Annotated in this window: 14 protein-coding genes and 1 pseudogene; 6 read left to right on the top strand and 9 right to left on the bottom strand. The window is 68.4% G+C overall.

The window, feature by feature from the left end:
* Nucleotides 1-2: 2 nt before the first annotated feature.
* Together ACIHCQ_RS34265 and ACIHCQ_RS34260 are read right to left on the bottom strand one after the other, a co-directional pair.
* Nucleotides 3-731 carry a carboxypeptidase-like regulatory domain-containing protein gene (locus ACIHCQ_RS34265; RefSeq protein WP_399671448.1) on the bottom strand — a complete coding sequence of 243 codons (729 nt, stop codon included), beginning with the start codon at nucleotides 729-731 and terminating at the stop codon, nucleotides 3-5.
* Nucleotides 728-1,306: a DUF4255 domain-containing protein gene (locus ACIHCQ_RS34260; protein WP_399671445.1), complete on the bottom strand. Its 579-nt coding sequence runs from the start codon at nucleotides 1,304-1,306 to the stop codon at nucleotides 728-730. The genes ACIHCQ_RS34265 and ACIHCQ_RS34260 overlap by 4 nt, the downstream gene beginning before the upstream one ends.
* A gap of 186 nt (nucleotides 1,307-1,492) precedes the next feature.
* Here ACIHCQ_RS34260 and ACIHCQ_RS34255 point away from each other — a divergent pair, with 186 nt between their 5' ends.
* Complete coding sequence (locus tag ACIHCQ_RS34255) at nucleotides 1,493-1,702, top strand: hypothetical protein (protein ID WP_399671442.1); 210 nt, start codon at nucleotides 1,493-1,495, stop codon at nucleotides 1,700-1,702.
* Nucleotides 1,703-1,850: 148 nt separating this feature from the next.
* Complete coding sequence (locus ACIHCQ_RS34250; protein ID WP_399671439.1) at nucleotides 1,851-2,603, top strand: BTAD domain-containing putative transcriptional regulator; 753 nt, start codon at nucleotides 1,851-1,853, stop codon at nucleotides 2,601-2,603.
* 63 nt (nucleotides 2,604-2,666) lie between these two features.
* On the opposite strand, the gene ACIHCQ_RS34245 is transcribed toward ACIHCQ_RS34250, so the two are convergent.
* Entirely contained in the window at nucleotides 2,667-3,668 is a 1,002-nt protein-coding gene (locus ACIHCQ_RS34245; protein ID WP_399671436.1) for a LacI family DNA-binding transcriptional regulator, read from the bottom strand.
* Nucleotides 3,669-3,825: 157 nt separating this feature from the next.
* On the opposite strand from ACIHCQ_RS34245, the gene ACIHCQ_RS34240 reads away from it, so the two are divergent.
* On the top strand, nucleotides 3,826-4,500 hold the full coding sequence (locus tag ACIHCQ_RS34240; protein WP_399671434.1) for a protein-L-isoaspartate(D-aspartate) O-methyltransferase: 675 nt from the start codon (nucleotides 3,826-3,828) through the stop codon (nucleotides 4,498-4,500).
* A complete protein-coding gene (locus tag ACIHCQ_RS34235) occupies nucleotides 4,490-5,191 on the top strand; it encodes a DUF429 domain-containing protein (RefSeq protein ID WP_399671431.1) in 702 nt (233 codons plus the stop codon). The genes ACIHCQ_RS34240 and ACIHCQ_RS34235 overlap by 11 nt, the downstream gene beginning before the upstream one ends.
* A gap of 88 nt (nucleotides 5,192-5,279) precedes the next feature.
* On the opposite strand, the pseudogene ACIHCQ_RS34230 reads toward ACIHCQ_RS34235, so the two are convergent.
* The 5 genes and pseudogenes from ACIHCQ_RS34230 to ACIHCQ_RS34210 form a co-directional block, all read right to left on the bottom strand.
* Nucleotides 5,280-5,557: pseudogene (locus tag ACIHCQ_RS34230) on the bottom strand (adenylyl cyclase); the annotation flags it as partial.
* An 88-nt stretch (nucleotides 5,558-5,645) separates the two neighbouring features.
* The gene (locus tag ACIHCQ_RS34225; RefSeq protein ID WP_399671428.1) at nucleotides 5,646-9,854 is read right to left on the bottom strand and encodes a caspase family protein; all 4,209 of its coding nucleotides are present in this window, start codon (nucleotides 9,852-9,854) and stop codon (nucleotides 5,646-5,648) included.
* Complete coding sequence (locus ACIHCQ_RS34220) at nucleotides 9,851-10,759, bottom strand: antibiotic ABC transporter ATP-binding protein (RefSeq protein WP_399671425.1); 909 nt, start codon at nucleotides 10,757-10,759, stop codon at nucleotides 9,851-9,853. Before ACIHCQ_RS34220 ends, ACIHCQ_RS34225 begins: the two co-directional genes overlap by 4 nt.
* 229 nt (nucleotides 10,760-10,988) lie before the next feature.
* Nucleotides 10,989-11,699 (bottom strand): hypothetical protein, encoded by a 711-nt coding sequence (locus ACIHCQ_RS34215; protein ID WP_399671422.1) that lies wholly within the window; start codon nucleotides 11,697-11,699, stop codon nucleotides 10,989-10,991.
* Entirely contained in the window at nucleotides 11,699-12,583 is an 885-nt protein-coding gene (locus tag ACIHCQ_RS34210) for a hypothetical protein (protein ID WP_399671418.1), read from the bottom strand. Before ACIHCQ_RS34210 ends, ACIHCQ_RS34215 begins: the two co-directional genes overlap by 1 nt.
* Nucleotides 12,584-13,182: 599 nt before the next feature.
* On the opposite strand from ACIHCQ_RS34210, the gene ACIHCQ_RS34205 reads away from it, so the two are divergent.
* Nucleotides 13,183-13,344: a hypothetical protein gene (locus ACIHCQ_RS34205; RefSeq protein ID WP_399671414.1), complete on the top strand. Its 162-nt coding sequence runs from the start codon at nucleotides 13,183-13,185 to the stop codon at nucleotides 13,342-13,344.
* Between the two features lie 95 nt (nucleotides 13,345-13,439).
* On the opposite strand, the gene ligA is transcribed toward ACIHCQ_RS34205, so the two are convergent.
* On the bottom strand, nucleotides 13,440-15,524 hold the full coding sequence (gene ligA / locus ACIHCQ_RS34200) for an NAD-dependent DNA ligase LigA (protein ID WP_399671411.1): 2,085 nt from the start codon (nucleotides 15,522-15,524) through the stop codon (nucleotides 13,440-13,442).
* Nucleotides 15,525-15,898: 374 nt separating this feature from the next.
* Between ligA and ACIHCQ_RS34195 the strand changes: the two genes are divergently transcribed.
* Nucleotides 15,899-16,891, top strand: a complete 993-nt coding sequence (locus ACIHCQ_RS34195) for a polysaccharide lyase family 1 protein (RefSeq protein WP_399671409.1) — start codon at nucleotides 15,899-15,901, stop codon at nucleotides 16,889-16,891.
* The last annotated feature ends 173 nt before the right edge of the window (nucleotides 16,892-17,064 follow it).

Here is a 17,064-nt window from a genome sequence, read left to right as displayed (position 1 = left end):
CCTCACTGCTCACGGATCTCGATGACGTGCGGGCGCTCGGTGTCCTGGGGCAGCTGTACGACCAGCTCCCCGGTCCGGCCCGGCCGTTCGGAGGCCTGCAGGCGGAACGTCTCCTCGACGGCGTCCTCGCCGGCCTTCTCGCCCGCCCACCGCAGGGCGAGCCGGAAGGCGCCCGTGGCGTCGGACAGGGTGCGTTCGTGCCACGGCGTCGGGTCGTCGTAGTTCGCCTGTCCCCGGGCCTCGACGAGCGCGTTCGCGATGGGCGTCCGGGTGGACGCGTCGAGGACGACCCCGTGGACCGTGCGCAGGCCCGGCGGATAGGGGAAGGAGACGCTCGGCAGGAGTCTGACCAGCCTGGGGACGGTCGTCTCGGCCGGCGGGTGGGTGTCGTCGTACGGGTACACCAGGAACTCGACGCCGGTGAGAGCGGCCGAGAACGGCTCGCCGTCGGCCGGGTACAGCGGCTGGTAGCCGGGGGCCGCGAAGCGGGCCCGGTGGCGTTCCGGCAGGGCCGTCCGCGGTTCGCTGCGCCTGCCCAGCCCCGGAAAGGCCATGGCCGCGCTGGGCGTGCGTACGGCCCTGTTGTCCAGGGGCAGCCAGCCGCCGTCCTCGAACCGGTCCAGCTGGATCTCCACGCCCACGGTACGCACTCGCCTGGCGTAGTCGTCGAACGGCACGAACCAGGCCGGGCTGTAGGTCGTCGACCGGGCGAGCGGGAGAAAGGCGTTCACAGTGTCGCCGTCCCGTCGATGGTCCGGCTCTGCACGGGCCGTACCGCCGTCTCGACGGCCGAGTCCAGGCTGACGACACGGACCTCGTAGTTCAGCGAGAGCCGGTACGGCTTCTGAATCGCGTACCAGATCCAGGATTTCTGATCGAGGGTCAGCGGCGTCAGGGTGAGGTGCAGCGAGTCGGTGCTCGCCGCCAGGCTGCCGGTCAGCTGGACGCCGTCGAGGATCGCGTCGTCGTAGAAGGTCTGCAGAGCGCGGCCGAGCATCCGGTGCTGGGTCATCTGGTCGCCGCCCCAGGGGGTGACCAGGTACCGCAGCAGCAGGGCCATCGGCGGCTTGCGGGTCGTCAGCGGTCCGGGCGGCAGGGAGCGCACCGGCGGCCGGTTGCGCGACGTCGGGTCCTCGGCGATCTCGTAGAGGAACACGGTGAGTTTGGGGGGCGGTGTCTGCACCGTCTCGGAGAGGTCGTTGAGTTCCGCGATCGGCGGTTCGACCTGGCTCAGCCCGCGCAGGGACTGCGTCAGGGCGCCCACGATGACCGTCGAGACATCGGCGATCACACCGAAGTCACCCATTCGAAGCCCCCCTCGGCTCGGCACGCGCTGAAGACGTACACCGGAAGGATGCAGAATCCCCTGTGATCAGGCCGCAACTCACCCGTCACACCGGCGTCACCAGCGCGTCCTGGTGCCGCGCGATGACGCCAACGGTCACGGAGCGACAACGCCCGGGTGACATCAGTGAGGAACACTTGGTCGTTCATGGAGACCCCCAGGGAGACCCCTTCACCGCGGTCCGGTGTCCTGATACTCCGGGTGTGGGTGGAAGGCGGCAGAGCGGATGGCTTCCGCGCACGCATCATCCAGACGGTCGACGGGGAGCAGGCGCCCCCCACCGCCGCGAGCGAGGCCGTCGACGTCCTCAGGGCGGTGCGTACGTGGCTGGATGAGCTACTGGAACCGGGCGGGTGACGATGCCGTGACGTTCCGGTGATTCCCTTTTGACGCCCCTCGGGCTAAGAGTCGACCGTGCGATCACGTTTTACTCGCAACGTGGCTTCGAGAGTCTCGGGAAAGCACCGAAGATCGCCGGGGCCGGCATCGTCCGGGGGGGCGCCAAATGAACGGACAATCACATGTCATTACCTTGAGGCTGCTCAAGGGTTTCGCACTGTCGATCAGCCATACACGCGTGCCGGTCTGCTCCAGCACCCAACGGCTCCTGGCGTTCCTGGCTTTGCAGGACATCCCGCGGTCCCGGGCTTATGTGGCCGGAATTCTCTGGCCCGACGTCACGACGTCACGCGCCAACGCGAACCTGAGATCATCTCTATGGAGAGCGACGCGAACCGGCTATCCGATCATCGAGGCGTCCCCGCAGGAAATGGCCATTTCCAAGGACATCTCCGTGGACCTGCACGAGGCGGTGGCACGCGCGCACCGGCTGCTCGACAACTCGCGCCCGTGCGACGACATCCTCAACATGCAGACGCTGGCGGACCTGTCGACGGATCTGCTGCCGGAGTGGCCGGAAAACGATTGGATGCTGATCGAGCAGGAGCAATATCATCAACTCCGGCTCTACGCCTTGGAAGCGATGACCGAGCGACTGACGGCGGCGCGGCGCCACGGTGAGGCCGTCGCCGCCGGACTCGCCGCCGTACGGGCGGAGCCCTTACGAGAAAGCGCCCATCGCGTACTGGTGAAGGCGCATTTGGCCGCCGGCAACAGAGGTGCGGCTTTGCGCCAATACGAACAGTGCCGCCATGTCCTGCGGGAAGAACTGGGCCTGGAGCCCTCTCCGTCACTGAGAGCCATTCTGCCGCCACGCACCGAACACAATGGGCAGCCACGGCTTCAGCCCAGCACTTAGCTCAAGAGCGAATCAAGAGTAAATCAGAGTGAATCAGAGTGAATTCGGAACGTGTCGAACGTGTCAGACCACTGCGCCGGTGGAACGACGAATCCGCAGTTCAACGGGGAGGGTCTCGGAATCGATGTCCTCGTCGCCGCCCATGACGCGGCCGAGCGCCTCGCCCGCGATCCGGCCCAGCCTCTCCCGTGGAATCGCCACTGTCGTCAGCGGCGGTGCGGAGAATCTGGCCATGTCTATTTCGTCGAAGCCGGTCAGTGACATGTCCTCGGGAACCCGCACGCCCAGTTCGCAGAAGCTGGCGAGCACACCGAGCGCGATGAAGTCGTTGTACGCGATGACGGCAGTGACCCCGCTCTCCAGTGCGGCGGGGGCCGCCGCGTATCCGTCGTCGGCGGTCGATCCGCAGGCGATCGAGGACACTTCGAGGCCGAATGCCCGCGCCCCTGACAGGGCGCGCAGCCGCTCGCCGTTGGCCCAGGACGCCTCGGGTCCGGAGAGAAAGACCGCCTTGCGGTGGCCGAGCTGAGCCAGATGCCGGCAGATGGCAAGCATCCCGTCGAAGAAGTCCGCGGTGATCGAGTGCAGGGCGAGCCCCGGCACGGGCCGGTTGATGACCACCATCGGGACGCCGCGTCCGACGAGCGCGGCCAGGTCGGTCCGGGGCATGCGGGGCGAGCAGAGCAGCAGCCCGTCGGAGTACCGGATCAAGTCCTCGGCGAGCTCGCGCTCGGCGCCCGGGTCCTCGTCCGAGTCCATCACGACGACTCGGGTGCCACCCGCCCTGGCCGTGGCGGAGAGCGGCTTGATCAGCTCGCTGAAGTGCGCGTTGGACAGGTCGGGGACGAGAACACCGATGGTCCCTGTACGCCCGCGCGCCAGGCCCTGAGCGGTTGCGCTGGGTCGGTAACGGAGCTCCCGGATCGCCGACTTGACCCGCGCGGCCAGTACGGGGTCGACCGTGTCCACGCCGTTCAGCACTCGGGAGACGGTCGCCAACGACGCCCCCGACACCCGGGCGACATCGGCGATCGTGACTTTCTTGGTGCGCTTCGAGACCTTCACCGCGCCACTTCCCTTCGGCGTCGCCGACCCGGCCGGGAAACCGGTCTGTCGCCGGGAAAGCAGCAGGGCCTGAGGCTACCCGAGCCCTGCGGACGTCGAGACGGGAGGCTCAGCACAGGGGCCTGCGTCCGGTTAACCTGAACGGGAGGCTGACGCAATGACCCACCCCAGTCCGGAGCTCACCCCTGAGGACCTGGTGAGGGCTGCCCGTGCCGCCGGGGTGACGGATGAGCGCCTGCTGCGGGCCTTGCGCGTCACCCCGCGCTCCGCATTCGTCCCCGCCGCACACCGCGCCTGGGCATACGCGGACGTACCGATTCCCATCAGCCACGGCCAGGTGACGACACAGCCCTCGCTCGTCGCCATGATGGTCGACGCACTCGGCCTCACCGGGAGTGAGCGCGTCCTGGAGATCGGCACCGGCTACGGCTTCCAGACCGCGCTGCTGGCCCGCCTTGCGGCGTATGTCGTGAGCGTCGAGCGGTGGCCGGACATGGCGGAGAAGGCCCGGGCCAACCTCTCCCACCAGGGCGTCGAGAACATCGAGCTCGTCGTCGGCGACGGCACCCTCGGCATGGCCGCCCGCGCGCCGTACGACGCCGTCATCGTGTGTGCCGCCTTCCCCCGGGTGCCGCCGCCGCTGATCGAGCAGCTGCGGATCGGCGGCCGTCTGGTCCAGCCGATCGGCCCGGGCGGCCAGGAGGAGGTCGAGGTGTACGAGCGGACGGCCGACGGTCTCGTGCGCCGCGGGATGGTCGTACCGGCCCGCTTCGTCCGCCTGTACGGGGACTACGCGTACCCGCCGACGGCCCCGTTCGGGGATGCCGGCTGACATGGTGGCGGTCCTCGGCGTCGACGCGTGCCCGGCGGGGTGGGTGGCGGTCGAGCTCCGAGACGCCCGATTCGCGGGAGCGCGCCTGGGCGCCTCCCTTCACTCCCTGCTGCGCGAGGCGGTCCGGAGCGGCGTCGGGGTCGTAGCCGTGGACATGCCGCTGGGTCTCCTCGATACGGGGTGGCGGTCCGCGGACACTGAGGCGGCGGCCCTGCTGGGCCGGCTGAGGGGCAGTGTCTTCCGGGTGCCACCGCGCGCGGTGTGGCAGGAGGAGCACTACGAGTCGGCGAGCCGCCGATGCCGGGCACTCACCGGAGCCGGGCTGAGCCGCCAGAGCTGGGGCCTCGCCACGAAACTCCGCGAGGCGAACAGCTGCTTGGCGGAAGCCGGCGGCGAGCGCCTCTACGAAGTGCACCCCGAGGTCTCGTTCTGGGCGCTGGCGGGGAACAGACAGCTCCCGCACCGCAAGAAGAGCTGGGCGGGGCAGATGGCCCGGCGCGCGCTCCTCGATGCCGCCGGCGTCGTCATCCCCGACGAGTTGGGGGACGTGGGGCGCGTACCACCGGACGACGTACTCGACGCGGCGGCTGCGGCGTGGAGCGCACAGCGGATCGCCGAGGGTCGCGCGCGGACCCTGCCGGACCCGCCGCAGTACGACCGCGGGGGCAGACCGATCGCGATCTGGTACTGACATCGCCGGATGCCCCGGAGACTCCACAGTCTCGCCTTGGGGTGCGGGCGCCTTCGTACGTCCATGGTCAGGCTGTGCGACAACACGCCACCGCGCGCACGTCGGCAAGAGCCCGGGGCCACCTCGTCCTCGTCCACGAGGGTCTCCAGCTCAAGGAAGGTCCCGTCGAGCTCTGGGACGCGGACGAGCGTGGCGGGCATCCGCCGACCCCGAGCCTCGAAGTCGTAGTTCGGCACCGCTTTTCGAAGGCGATCACCGGCACGTAGCCGAGCCCCTTCAGCATCGCGTGCACCGCCCGCGGATCGGCTACCGCGTCTCATGCTCGGGCTTCGATCCCGACGCCTCATCGACCTTGGCACCCTTGAAGGCCGGGGCGCCCGACCGCGCGGAACTTGGCCTTCTCCAGGACCGGGATAAAGCGTGGGCTCTTGATCACGACCGCGGACAGACCGTACTAACGGTAGGGACGGTAGGAGCCGCGGGCGCTGTGCGGTCTGCCCGTACGCTCCAGCACGATCACCTCGTACCCCGCTCCGACGACGAGTTCGCCGTTGGGGCCGATGGCGACGGCGCGTGGTGCGAGCGGTAGCTCGATGCGTTGCAGAAGCCGGGCGGACGTCAGGTCCCAGACTCGCACCGAGTCACCGACGGCGGTGACGGCGACCTGCGTGCCGTCGATGAGTCCGGTGGTGACGCAGTGAACCCACTCGCGGCCCGTGTCCAGCTGGAAGGCCATCCGCCCGGTGGAGAGATCCCACACATGGGTGCCTGTGTCGGCCGTTCCGGTGATCCCGATGGGGTGGCCGTCGATGAATGCGCAGGCCAGGGCGCTTACTTGGTCCGTGCATCCGTGCAGTCGTCCGCGAGCGGTACGGGTCACCAGGTCCCAGATGATCACCGTGTTCACGCTAGAGGGATGTTCTTGGTCCTCCTTGTGCATTGTCTGCACCGTGGATGGTGCTCGCTGGGCGGTCAGGGCGATCACCGAGTCACCTGAGGACGCGCAGGCCACCGCCGTGATGTCGGCGGGATGTTGGCAGAGCCAACCGAGTGCATCACCAGTGGACATGTCCAACAGGGGGACGGAGCCCTCCGCATCACGCGTGCGTTGTGTGCCTCCGATCATGGCGACCGGAGCGCCGTTCATGACGGTGCATGCTGCGACGGGCCTGTGGTCGTCAACCGTGAATGTGCGGAGCTGCGTTGCTGTGGCGAGATCCCATACCCGGATCTGGCCGTCATAGTCGGTGCTGACGGCTACTGGGGTCCCGTTGACGATGGCGCATCCCGTGGACTTCACCCAGTTGGTGTGACCTGTGAGGCACGCGATCGCTGTTCCTGCGGTCAGATCCCACATGCGCACCGTGTGGTCGTAGCTGCCTGTGACAGCCACTGGGTTCCCATTGACGACGGCGCAAGCGACGGCGTGGACGCTGCTCGTATGACCTGCCGGCCCTCTGGCCGACTCGGTCTCGGTCATTTCCCACATGCGCAGTCCGCTCTCGTCGCTGGAGGTGAGGACTACGGGTACACCTTCCGTGGCCGCGCAGGCGATGCCGTTCACCCAGCCGGTCTGGCCATTGAGCTCGTTGAGGAGCCTTCCGCTCGGCAGCTCCCGGACCTCGACGGCGCCGTCGCTGTAACCAATGACAGCGACCTGCCGCCGTCCCCGGCTGGTGCAGGTCAGTGCCGTGACATCGCCTGTACGCACGGCGAAACGAGAGGTGATGGCGCGTGAGTTGAGATCCCACAGTTCCACGATGCCGTCGGCGGTACTGGTGACCGCGATGGGGGAACCGTCGAGCATCACGCAGTCAACCGCACACATCTGCGCATACCTGCTGGCTACCATTTGGTGCCACGTTTTGTCCCGGCCGTCCCACAGTGCCAGACCCTCGTAGGGTTGGATCGTCACAATGAGCGGCGCTCCATCCGTCTCTACGCATCCGATGCCAAAGTCTGTGACTTCCCCAGGCCGTTTGCTGCGCTGGGAATCGCCTTCCGAGATCTGGTGAAGTTCATGGGACCGCAGGTCCAGGAACCAGACAGCGCCGCTGTAGCCGTAGCAGGCGACTGTCTCCGACCCCTCGAACTGCGTACAGGCCATTGCCTCCACTACGTCGTCGCCAACGCTGATCCGGGAGATCGACGCTCCCGTGGAAAGGTCCCATACGCGCACCGAGTGATCGTCGCTGCTGCTGACCGCGATGGGGCGGCCGTCCAGCACGGTGCTGACCACCGCGACCACGTTCTCGGAGTGCCCGTCCAGCGGATCCCGCCGAGCCCCCGTAGCCAGGTCCCAGACCTCGATGCGCCGACGTCCGCCGGCCAGGGCGATGGGGTGCCCGTCGACAACGGCGCAAGCCACGCCCGTCGCCGAGCCCTCCCGGAGCACGAAACGGAACGCCGTGCTCGTCTGGCTCGCCGTCGCCCACCGGGGCCGCCACGTCAGGTGCCGTTCGAGCTGTTCCCGGTGCCCCTCGGCCCGGAACCGGGCGGCGTCCACCGAGAGGATCTGCGCCCGTTCGTGGGACGACGCGCGGCGGTACAGGTGTGCCGACGTCCGGTACATCGCCCGGACCAGCTTGGCCCTGGGCGAGACCACCGCCTCCAGCGCCGGAAGGAGCACGTCCGGATCGGCGTGGACCAGCAGGTCCGCGTCCTCGACCAACTGGTCCAGCTCCCGCGCCGCAGCGGCGTGTCCCGGCAGGTGGGCCAAGACATAGGGGTGGGCGCGGGACCAGTCACGGGTGCCGTCCGGGCCGATCGGGACCGTACGCAGGAGCGTGTGCGTGAAGCGCCGTTGGTTCTCCAGGTCGCGGCGAGGGTTGCGCAGATGCTCGGCCAGGGCCTCGTGGAAGAGCCGGAACACCGACCGGTCACCGTCGACCGGCACCTCCACGACGTACGCGCCCGCGTGGTGGAAGAGCCAGTCGACGTCCTCGTCCGTGCAGGACACACCGGACAGGGCGGTTGCGAGCGGTACCCACAGGGAGTCCCACGGCAGGCCCTCGCCCTCCGCGTAGGCGAGCGGGGCGAGGAGGCGGCGGACCTTTGGTTCGTGGTCGCCGTACTGGGCCAGGTACGCGTCGAAGGCCTGGCCCGCCTCCGACGGAAGGCGGGACTCCCAGTCGGGAACGGCGGTATCCACGACCAGGTCACCGTGGGCCAGAGCCCGGGCGGTCATGCGCGCGACGAGAAAGGAGCCGCGGGCGCGCCGGGCGACCGCGTCGGCCAGCCGGTCGGCCTCGTCCACGTCCGCGAGCAGCCGCCGGGCATACTGCGATATGTCGTCGTGGCCTGTGTACGCGGGTGCGTCCAGGTCGATCAACTCGACCGCGCTGCCGATGTTGGCGACCGGGCCCCGGCGAGTGCCGACGAGCAATCGCACGTGGGGCAGGGCGGAGAGCGGTCGCAGCAATTCCCGGGCGATGCGGCGTGGTTCGGTACCGCTGACTCCCGTACCGGCTTCGTCCAGGGCGTCGATCAGCACGGTGACGGTGCCGACCCGGTCCGCCAACGCGGCCAGCAATCCCTGGCAGGTGTCGGCCGGTACGTCCAAGCCGGCCGCCAGGCGGGCGGTGAGCGCCTCCAGCGTCGTGCCACGGGCGTGTACGGCGAGGGTCACGCAGCCCGCCGGTGGGCGTACGTGGTCCGGGCTGCCGGGCCGTCGTGCCGGGTCCGGGTCGGCCAGGGCCAGCAGCCGTCCGAGGACCGCTGACTTGCCCGAACCCGGCCCGCCCGTGACCAGCCGGGCGCGGCCGTCGTGCTGGGGCTGCCGCAGCCAGGCGGCGAGGACGGCCAGGGCCTGGAGCCTGCCAGTGAAGTAATCGCCCTTCTCGCTCGCGTACTCCACGCCGCGACCGCGGGGGTCGAAATGGGCGGTCCATTCCCGGGCGGCCTGGAGGTCCATCAGTTCGGGTGGCAACCCCGGCCGGTACCCGGGGTTGGGGAAGAACGGCGGCGGCACTCGTACATCCGTGGCGCTGCACCGCGCGCTCTGGTGCGGGTGGTGCTCGCGCAGGTAGGTGTCGATCCGACCGGTCAGCTCGACCGGGTCCAGGTACGGCTGGCGCATGCCGGCCCGGCTCATCTTCAGGGCATGTTCGAGGGCCGCCACGAAGGCGTGGTCCACGGCCTGCTCCCGGGCCCGGGCAGCGGCCAGCAGCCACGGGCCCTCGTCGTCCTCCCCGCGCAGGTCGGTGAGGTCGTGCGTGACAATGGCCATCTCGGCCGTACCGGCTCCCGCATAGCAGGTGTCCACCATCAACAGGACGTGGCGGACGGGAGACGACGCGAGCAGACCCGCAAGGTCGGCCGACTTCACGCACGTGCCTGTGGGTCGCTCGATTCGGCTGTCGTGGCACATCAGGTAGTGGCCCCGCAACTTCGGGTGCCGCAGTCCGTGGCCCGCGTAGTAGAGGACGAGTACGTCCTCCTCGGAGCGCTCCGGATGGGTCAGCCACTCCTCCAGGTCGCGGACCAGGTCCCGAGCGCGGGGGTCATGAACCAGGTGGGGCAGGATGCGGGTGTAGCCCATGCCCTCGAACAGCTCGGCCACCCGGGCGACGTCCTCGTCGACGCCGGTCAGATCCTCCAGCTGCGGCTCGTCCGGATAGCGGTGCGTGCCCGCCGCGAACAGGAAGCGCTTTGCAGTGCTCACCGGGCCAGCCCTTCGGCCACGGCCCGGCCGGTCTCGACGGCGGTCAGGTACGCCGTCATGTCGTGCATGGTCACGCCGTTGTGCACCAGGTGGTCCTGGACATCCGGGCCGAACCGGGTACGCAGATCGCGTACAAGAGCGACGACGTCGCCCGCGTCCGCGATGTTGTGCCACCGCCGCACGGACTTCGGCCAGACTCCCACACCCTCGTACGGCGCCGGTTCGAGGCGGTCGAACGTGAGGTGCCGGATCCCGAGCGGGGAGCCCAGGGTGACGAACGTGCCGATCCGCCAGTGTGGCTGCGGACTGTGCGCGAGTGCCTCGTATGCCACGATCGACCCCAGCGAGTGTCCGACGACAACCTGCGTGTCCTCGTCGAGGAGTTCCATCACCCGGGCTCGTACGGCGCTGCGGAGATCCGGCTCCTCGAAGTAGCGTCGGACCTGCTTGAGGCTGGCGATGAGCAGCGAGTCCGAGACTGCCTTGAAGAAACGCGAGCGGGTGAGCGCGTCCAAAGCCTGCTGGACGACAACGAGGGTCAGCGGCCGTGAGGCTGCGTAGCCGAGTATGCCGCGCGATGTCTCCGACGGGCCGAGGACCGTGGGTTCGGTCCGTGCGGCCTCCTCCCACCAGGCCAGGAGTAGCTCGGTCTCAAGCCCCTGGGCCACATCCGCTGCCGAGTGGTGAGGCAGCGCGCCGCGAGCCGCCCGGCGCCGGAACAGATCACCGTAGCCGACACACGCCACATCACCGGGAGCCAGCATTGGCATGCGCTCGGCCAGGGCTGAGTCCTGCCTCAGCGCCAGGTTCAGGCCGCCACGCAGCGCCGGCTCCACGACGGGCAACAGCGTTTCGGCGGTCTCCAGTTGCTGTCCCACACCGTGCACCACCACCACACGAGCCATCGGGCCCTCCCTGTACTCACGGTCCCGAACAGCCTATTCCGCCTCGTGGATCCCCACAGCAGCCACGATGCGGAATGACTTCGGAATGTACTCCAAAGGGGATGAAGCGGAGGCAGCGGCCTGACCATAAGTCAGGTCGAAGGCTGACCGGCGGCAGCGCGGGGCCCACGGCAAAATGGATGCTGCCGGTCAGGCTGGAGGATGACAACCGAGTTGTACTGAGTGGGGGTCACCACGGCCTGCCCCGACGGCTCGGGTCGAAGGGACCAAATCCCAAGTCACGCATGTGCTGGAACCGCCGGCTCGTCGTCATGTACCACTGGCCCAGGATGGCGATCACGACCAGTGCGCCGACGGTGCACACCGCGATCGTTTCGAACGCCCCGCCTTGCAGGTACACCCACACCCCGAGGCCGACGACCACGAAGAGCCACCACCTCAGCCACACGAAGTAAATGTTGGTGCGGGCGAAGGCGAGCTGATGGACGGCCAGTACTCCCATCGCGACGACCCAGTGCCGGCTCTCGGTGACCGCCAGCCACCCGAGCAGGCAGAACGAGCCGAGGAAGAACCAGATGAAGAAGACAAACCGCACCAGGAAGGCAAGCAGCGCACTGCGCACCATGACGTTCTTGGGCTGCGGGCGCTTCTTCCGCCACAGCAGGAAGGTCGGAGACCACCTGACCGGCTGGAACAACGCGGGCTTCACCTCCTCCTCGTCGGTGGCGGTGTTGTAGACGATGACCTCGTAGCCATCGCGCTTCCGCCAGCGGAAGACCGCAGTCGGAGGTGCCGCGTTCAGGTAGTGGAAGATCTTGGCTGTTCCCTGCAGCTCACGGGGGTTGCCCTGGGTGACGAGGTACAGCCCGAAGGTGCCAACGAAGATGATCCTCGCCGTGAACCACGCGGCGCTGAGCAGGAGGTCGAGTGAAGTGTCCATCAGGCGAGCAGCAACTCGACCAAGTCCGGCAGGTCCATCGGGTCGAACGGGTCACTCGGGTCGACGGGCAGGCTGGTGACCACTTCGCCGATGATCCGGGCGGCCCGTGAATCGCTGTCTCTCAAGGCTTCCGCCAGTGCGGCGCCACCCGCGATGGCGAGCGCCCACGCGGCGAGCTTCTTGCCTTCCTGCCGTCCGGTGGGCGGGGCGCGCAGACCACCCGCTATCGCCATCGCCGTCAGCAGCGCGCCACCGCGGCGGGGATCGGCCAAGTCGTCGAACAACGTGACCATCGCCGAGGAGAACGACTTGTTGGCCACGGCGCGCGCGAACACCTCGGCGGCGGGCTTGCGCTCGTCTCGCGCTCGTTCCACGAGCGCCGCGAGCCGGGGTGAGGTGATCTGGGCGAGCTCGCCCTGCCAGCCCGGCGGCAGCTTCTTGGCGGTGACCACCGGCCACAGCGAGAAGACGATCAGGTCGAGGAGGATCTGCTCGGGCACCGGCTTGTCCGGCGGAGCGCCGGGCCGGGCCAGGTAGCCGATGATGCCGGCGACGACGAGGCGCCGGACCGCGTCCTTGCGCCGCTCGTTCTCGGGACCGGAGTCGTCCAGCCCGGCACGCACGAGGTCGATCTGCCGGAGGTACGTGGCGCCCGCCCGGCCGCCGGTGTGCTCGACCATCCCGCGGTAGTGCGCCGCGATGTGGTCGACCCACAACCGCAGTGCGAGCAGGTCCAGCGGTCGTCGGTCGTCCTTGTGGTGATAGTGGATCTGCCCGGTGAATGTGCCGGCCTGCACCACCGGGCCGATGACGACGGTGCCGTCAGTGATCTGGTTGCGCACCACTTCCGGCTTCGGGGTCGCCTCGTCCACGCCATCACCCATCCCTCACCTTCGACGCGGGCTCGACCCGGTCCAGGTTAGCCAGCGAGCAAACGTCGGCGGAACCCGAACGCCGAAATCCGGCCTGCCCCGCGACACGCCAGGTGGGTGCCGGCGGCAGCCGGGCAGGCCAGTACGGCGAAAGTGAACCGTACTGGCCTTGAAGGCGGCGCGCTCCTGTGATCGGAGTCGCCTCCGGCAAGAGCACCGCCGACAACTCGCCTCGGCCGGAGCCGATGTGGTCCTCGACAGCCTCGAAGACCTCCCGCAACTCCTGAGCACGATCACCACAACAACCCGCAGCCGCGACTGAAGGGCGCAGCGAAGCGCCCCCACCTTCAGACTTGAGTTCTAGCGGTCATCGCAACACCCGACCTCCGGGGAGGGCAGTACGGGTGTCTTGTCGGACGCTTACGCGCCCTGCGCGTCGCTCTCACGACAGGGGTTGCCCTCTGCCGGGGTCACGCGGCCGCAGCCGGTGAGTGCGAGCAGGAGCGTGGGACGGTGACCCGGGCGCTGCGCACAGCCGGCCGTGGACGACAGATCACGCACGGGTCCTGGCGGAAGGTTCGGGTGCCGGTCTCGTCGGCGAGGCGGCCACCGTGGTGACCGCGATCGCGGTCACCACGGCGTCGCTGGAGATGTGCTTGAGGGCCTGGCAGGGATACTGCGGCTTCGAACTCAGCGCAACGCTGGACGAGTTGGAGGAGCATCGCCAGTTCATGTCCCTGCACCTCATGGGATTGGCACACGCAACGGAGTAGCCGTATCAGGCAGCAGAGACCAGCACGCGCTTGCCCTTGACCCGTGTCGTCATCTCGGTCCCGGTCGAGGGAGTGCGATGGAAGCAGTTTTCCCTTCAGTCCTCTTGGCCCAGGAGGCCGGCCACCAGGTCGGCGAACTCGTCCGGGGTGACAATCTTTGTGCCCAGTTGTTCGGCTTTCTCTCGCTTGGATCCGGCGTTCTCACCGGCGACGAGGAGCGAGGTGCGCTTGGAGATGCTGGAGGAGGACTTGCCTCCGGCGGACTCGATGAGCTCGTTCATCTGGTTGCGGGAGAGCTTCTCCAGCGCTCCGGTCATGGCACCGGTGACCACCACTGTCATCCCGTCCAGCGGGCCCGCCCCGACCGTGGGCGTGGCGGCAGCGTCGCCATCATCGGTCGGTGGGACTGCGCCGGGCTCGGTCATGTTGACGCCTGCGGCGATGAGCTTGTCGATGAGAGGGGCGAGCTCTGTGAGCTCGCGCTCGATGACCGGGGCCTTCTCCGAGCCGATGCCCTCCACCCGCTGGACCGCCTCCGCGTCAGCAGCGCGCAGCGCCTCCATCGTCGCGAAGTAGCGGGCGATACGACGCGACATGGAGCGGCCGGTGCCTCGCACGCCGAGCGCGGCCAGGACGCGGGAGAGCGGCTGCCCTTTTGCCTGTGCGATCGCGGCCAGGAGATTGTCGGTGCTGGTCTGCCCCATTCGGTCGAGTTCCAGGAGCTGTTCGCGGGTGAGGGTGAACAGGTCGGCGAAGTCGGCGATGAGCCCGGCGTCGACGAGCTGGATGACGCGGGTCGCGCCGAGGCCTTCGATGTCGAGTTGGTCGCGTCCGACGGCGTACGAGATGGAGGCGACGATGCGGCAGTTGCGTCCCCGCACACACCGCCAGCGCTGTTCGGAGGTGTCGATGTCGGAGCCGCACTGCGGGCACACTTCGGGGAACGCGATCGGCTGTTCGTTCCCGGTGCGCAGGTGGGCGACGGGGGCTTCGACGCGCGGGATGATGTCCCCCGCCTTGTAGACCATCACGTGGTCGCCGATGCGCAGGTCGCGGCGGGTGATGTCGGCGGGGTTGTGCAGGGTCGCGTAGGTGACGGTCGAGCCGTCGATCTCCACCGGTTCCAGGACGGCGCGGGGCGCGATCGTGCCGGTCCGGCCGACATTCCATTCCACGTCCAGCAGCCTGGTTATCTTCTCGACCGCGGGCAGCTTCCACGCGATCGCCCACCGCGGCGCCCTGGAGCCCGACCCCGCGTCCTGCTGGTCCTGGGCGGCATCCGCCTTGATGACAATCCCGTCGATTCCGAAGGGCAACTCGGCGCGCAGCGCGGCGATCTCGTCCACCCGGGCCTGTACCGCCTCGACGGCTGTCACGGTGCGGGGCGGGACGGCGGTGTCCGCCGCGGTGTGCACTCCGAGGCCGGCCGCCAGATCGAGGACCTTGCTGTGCGGCAGCTCGGTCAAGGACACGGCCAGGTCGTCGCCGGAGCCGGGCAGCGGCAGGGCCGCGTACGCGAAGAAGGTCATCTCCACCGTGTACGTGCGGTCCTTCGCCCGCACGCTCCCCGCGGCCGCGCTGCGCGGGTTCGCGAAAGGTGTCCCACCGTGCTCGACGCGCATGGTGTTGGCCCGCTCGAACTGCTCGGCGGTCATCAGGACCTCGCCCCGCACCTCGACCGTCACCGGCTCGGCCAGACGATCCGGAAGGCCCGCGATCATGCCGATCGCGTGCGAGACGTCTTCACCCGCGACTCCGTCGCCCCGGGTGATGAGCCGCGCGAGACGGCCCTGCTCGTAGCGGGCGGCGACGGCCAGGCCGTCCAGCTTCGGTTCGACGCTCCACTGCTCGACCGGGCGGCCTATGCGCCGCTCCAGCGACGCGGCCCATGTCGCGAACTCGTCGGTGGAGAAGACATTGTCCAGCGACAGCATCGGCACCGTATGGGGTACGTCCCCGACCACGGCCCCGCCGGCGACCTTGCCGGTCGGCGTGTCGGCCAGGACCTCGTCGGGGTGCGCCTCCTCGTATGCGGCGATACCGCGGACCAGGCGGTCGTACGCGTCGTCGTCCAGCGCGCTCTCGCCCGTCGCGTAGTACGCGGCGGCGGCCTTCGTCGCGGTCTCGATCGCCTCGGCGTACGCGGCGCCATCGGTAAGTGCGTCAGCGTGTGTCGTCATGGCTTCATCCTGCCGCCCACCACTGACAACGGTGGTGGGCGGCGCCGCCCAGGAGCCCCGTGCGGGGCCGCCCGGTCCCCCGTACGGGCCCCCGCATCGGCCGAAATTCCGCGCCTTTATGGCATACCGACGGATATATGGACCGTCGGCGAGTATGCCATTGGCGCATGAGGATGCCCACCCAATAATTCCCGGCGTTGTGCTTGTGACGAGTATTGACGGTGTGGTTACAGCTGCGTAATCTCCTGATTCGGTAAGCGCTTACTGTGCAGGCGCTCCTAAACTCGCGCGATGCGTGCAGATGGTTGCTGCTTTCCGTACCGGAAGCATCGACTCGCCGCCCGAGGTTGATTGCCGAATTCGAAGGGAGCACGATGTTCTCGTTGTCCCGTTCGCAGAACGCAGGCGCCATGACAGGGATTCTCATGGCCTTGGTGGTTGCGGTCTTACCAGCTGGCGAGACCGCGTCCGCCGCACCCCGGGCCGACAGTCCTGTCGGCTTCGCCGCCGTGAACGCCCTCGGCACCAACGGAACGACCGGCGGCGCTGCCGGACCGACCGTGACAGCCACCACCGCCGATCAGTTCCTGCAGTACATCGACACCACGGGGCCGCTCGTCATCCGTCTGCAAGGAACCATCAACATCACCAGCAAGCAGGGCGTTCGCCCGAACAAGACCATCCTCGGTGTGGACACGTCAGCCGTCATCAACGGCGGCGGGCTGGACTTCTACCGCTCCAGCAACGTGATCGTCCGCAACATCCGGTTCACCAACGCGGAGGACGACGCCATCAACATCGGACAGGAGTCGCATCACATCTGGATCGATCACAACGAGTTCTCGGGCGCGATCGACGGATCGGTGGACATCGTACGGGCGGCGGACTACGTCACGGTGTCGTGGAACTGGTTCCGCGGCTCGGACAAGTCGATGCTGATCGGGCACTCGGACGGCAACGCCGGTCAGGATACCGGCCGTCTGAAAACGACGATCCATCACAACTATTTCGACGGATCCAAGCAACGCCATCCCCGCGTTCGATTCGCCGAACCCGTCCACGTCTACAACAATTACTTCCGTGCGAACGGAGCGTACGGCATCGCGTCCACAATGAACGCCGGCGTCCTGGCCGAGGGCAATTACTTCGAATCGGTCAAGAATCCGTGCTACTCCGCCGGCGGATATGCCGACTCAGGCCCGGGGCGACTGGTGCAGCGCGGCGATACGTTCAGCGGATCCGGAGTGTGCGAGGTGAACGGTTCGGTTTCGGAGCCCAGGAACCACTACGCCTACACGCTTGACTCCCCGGCCGATGTACCCGCTCTTGTCCGCCAAGGCGTCGGAGTCGGAAAAACCGGCGCATAGTCTGTCCCTGCCGCGCCTATGCCGTAGAAGCCGTGGGCTTTCAGCCCGTCGTACGAGTCGCCGCCGTCGACCTTGCGCAGGGCGGGAGGTGCGCGGCAAGCAGGATGTCCGGCTGCTGCGACATCTGGCTGTACGTGTCCGGTCCGGTCACCCTCTCCGTCGGCCGCGCCAAG

The sequence above is a fragment of the Streptomyces sp. NPDC052236 genome, assembly GCF_044548015.1.
GTDB lineage: Bacteria > Actinomycetota > Actinomycetes > Streptomycetales > Streptomycetaceae > Streptomyces.
The sequence above is the reverse complement of the archived record's forward strand: the minus strand, read 5'-3'. Positions and strand labels throughout refer to the sequence as shown.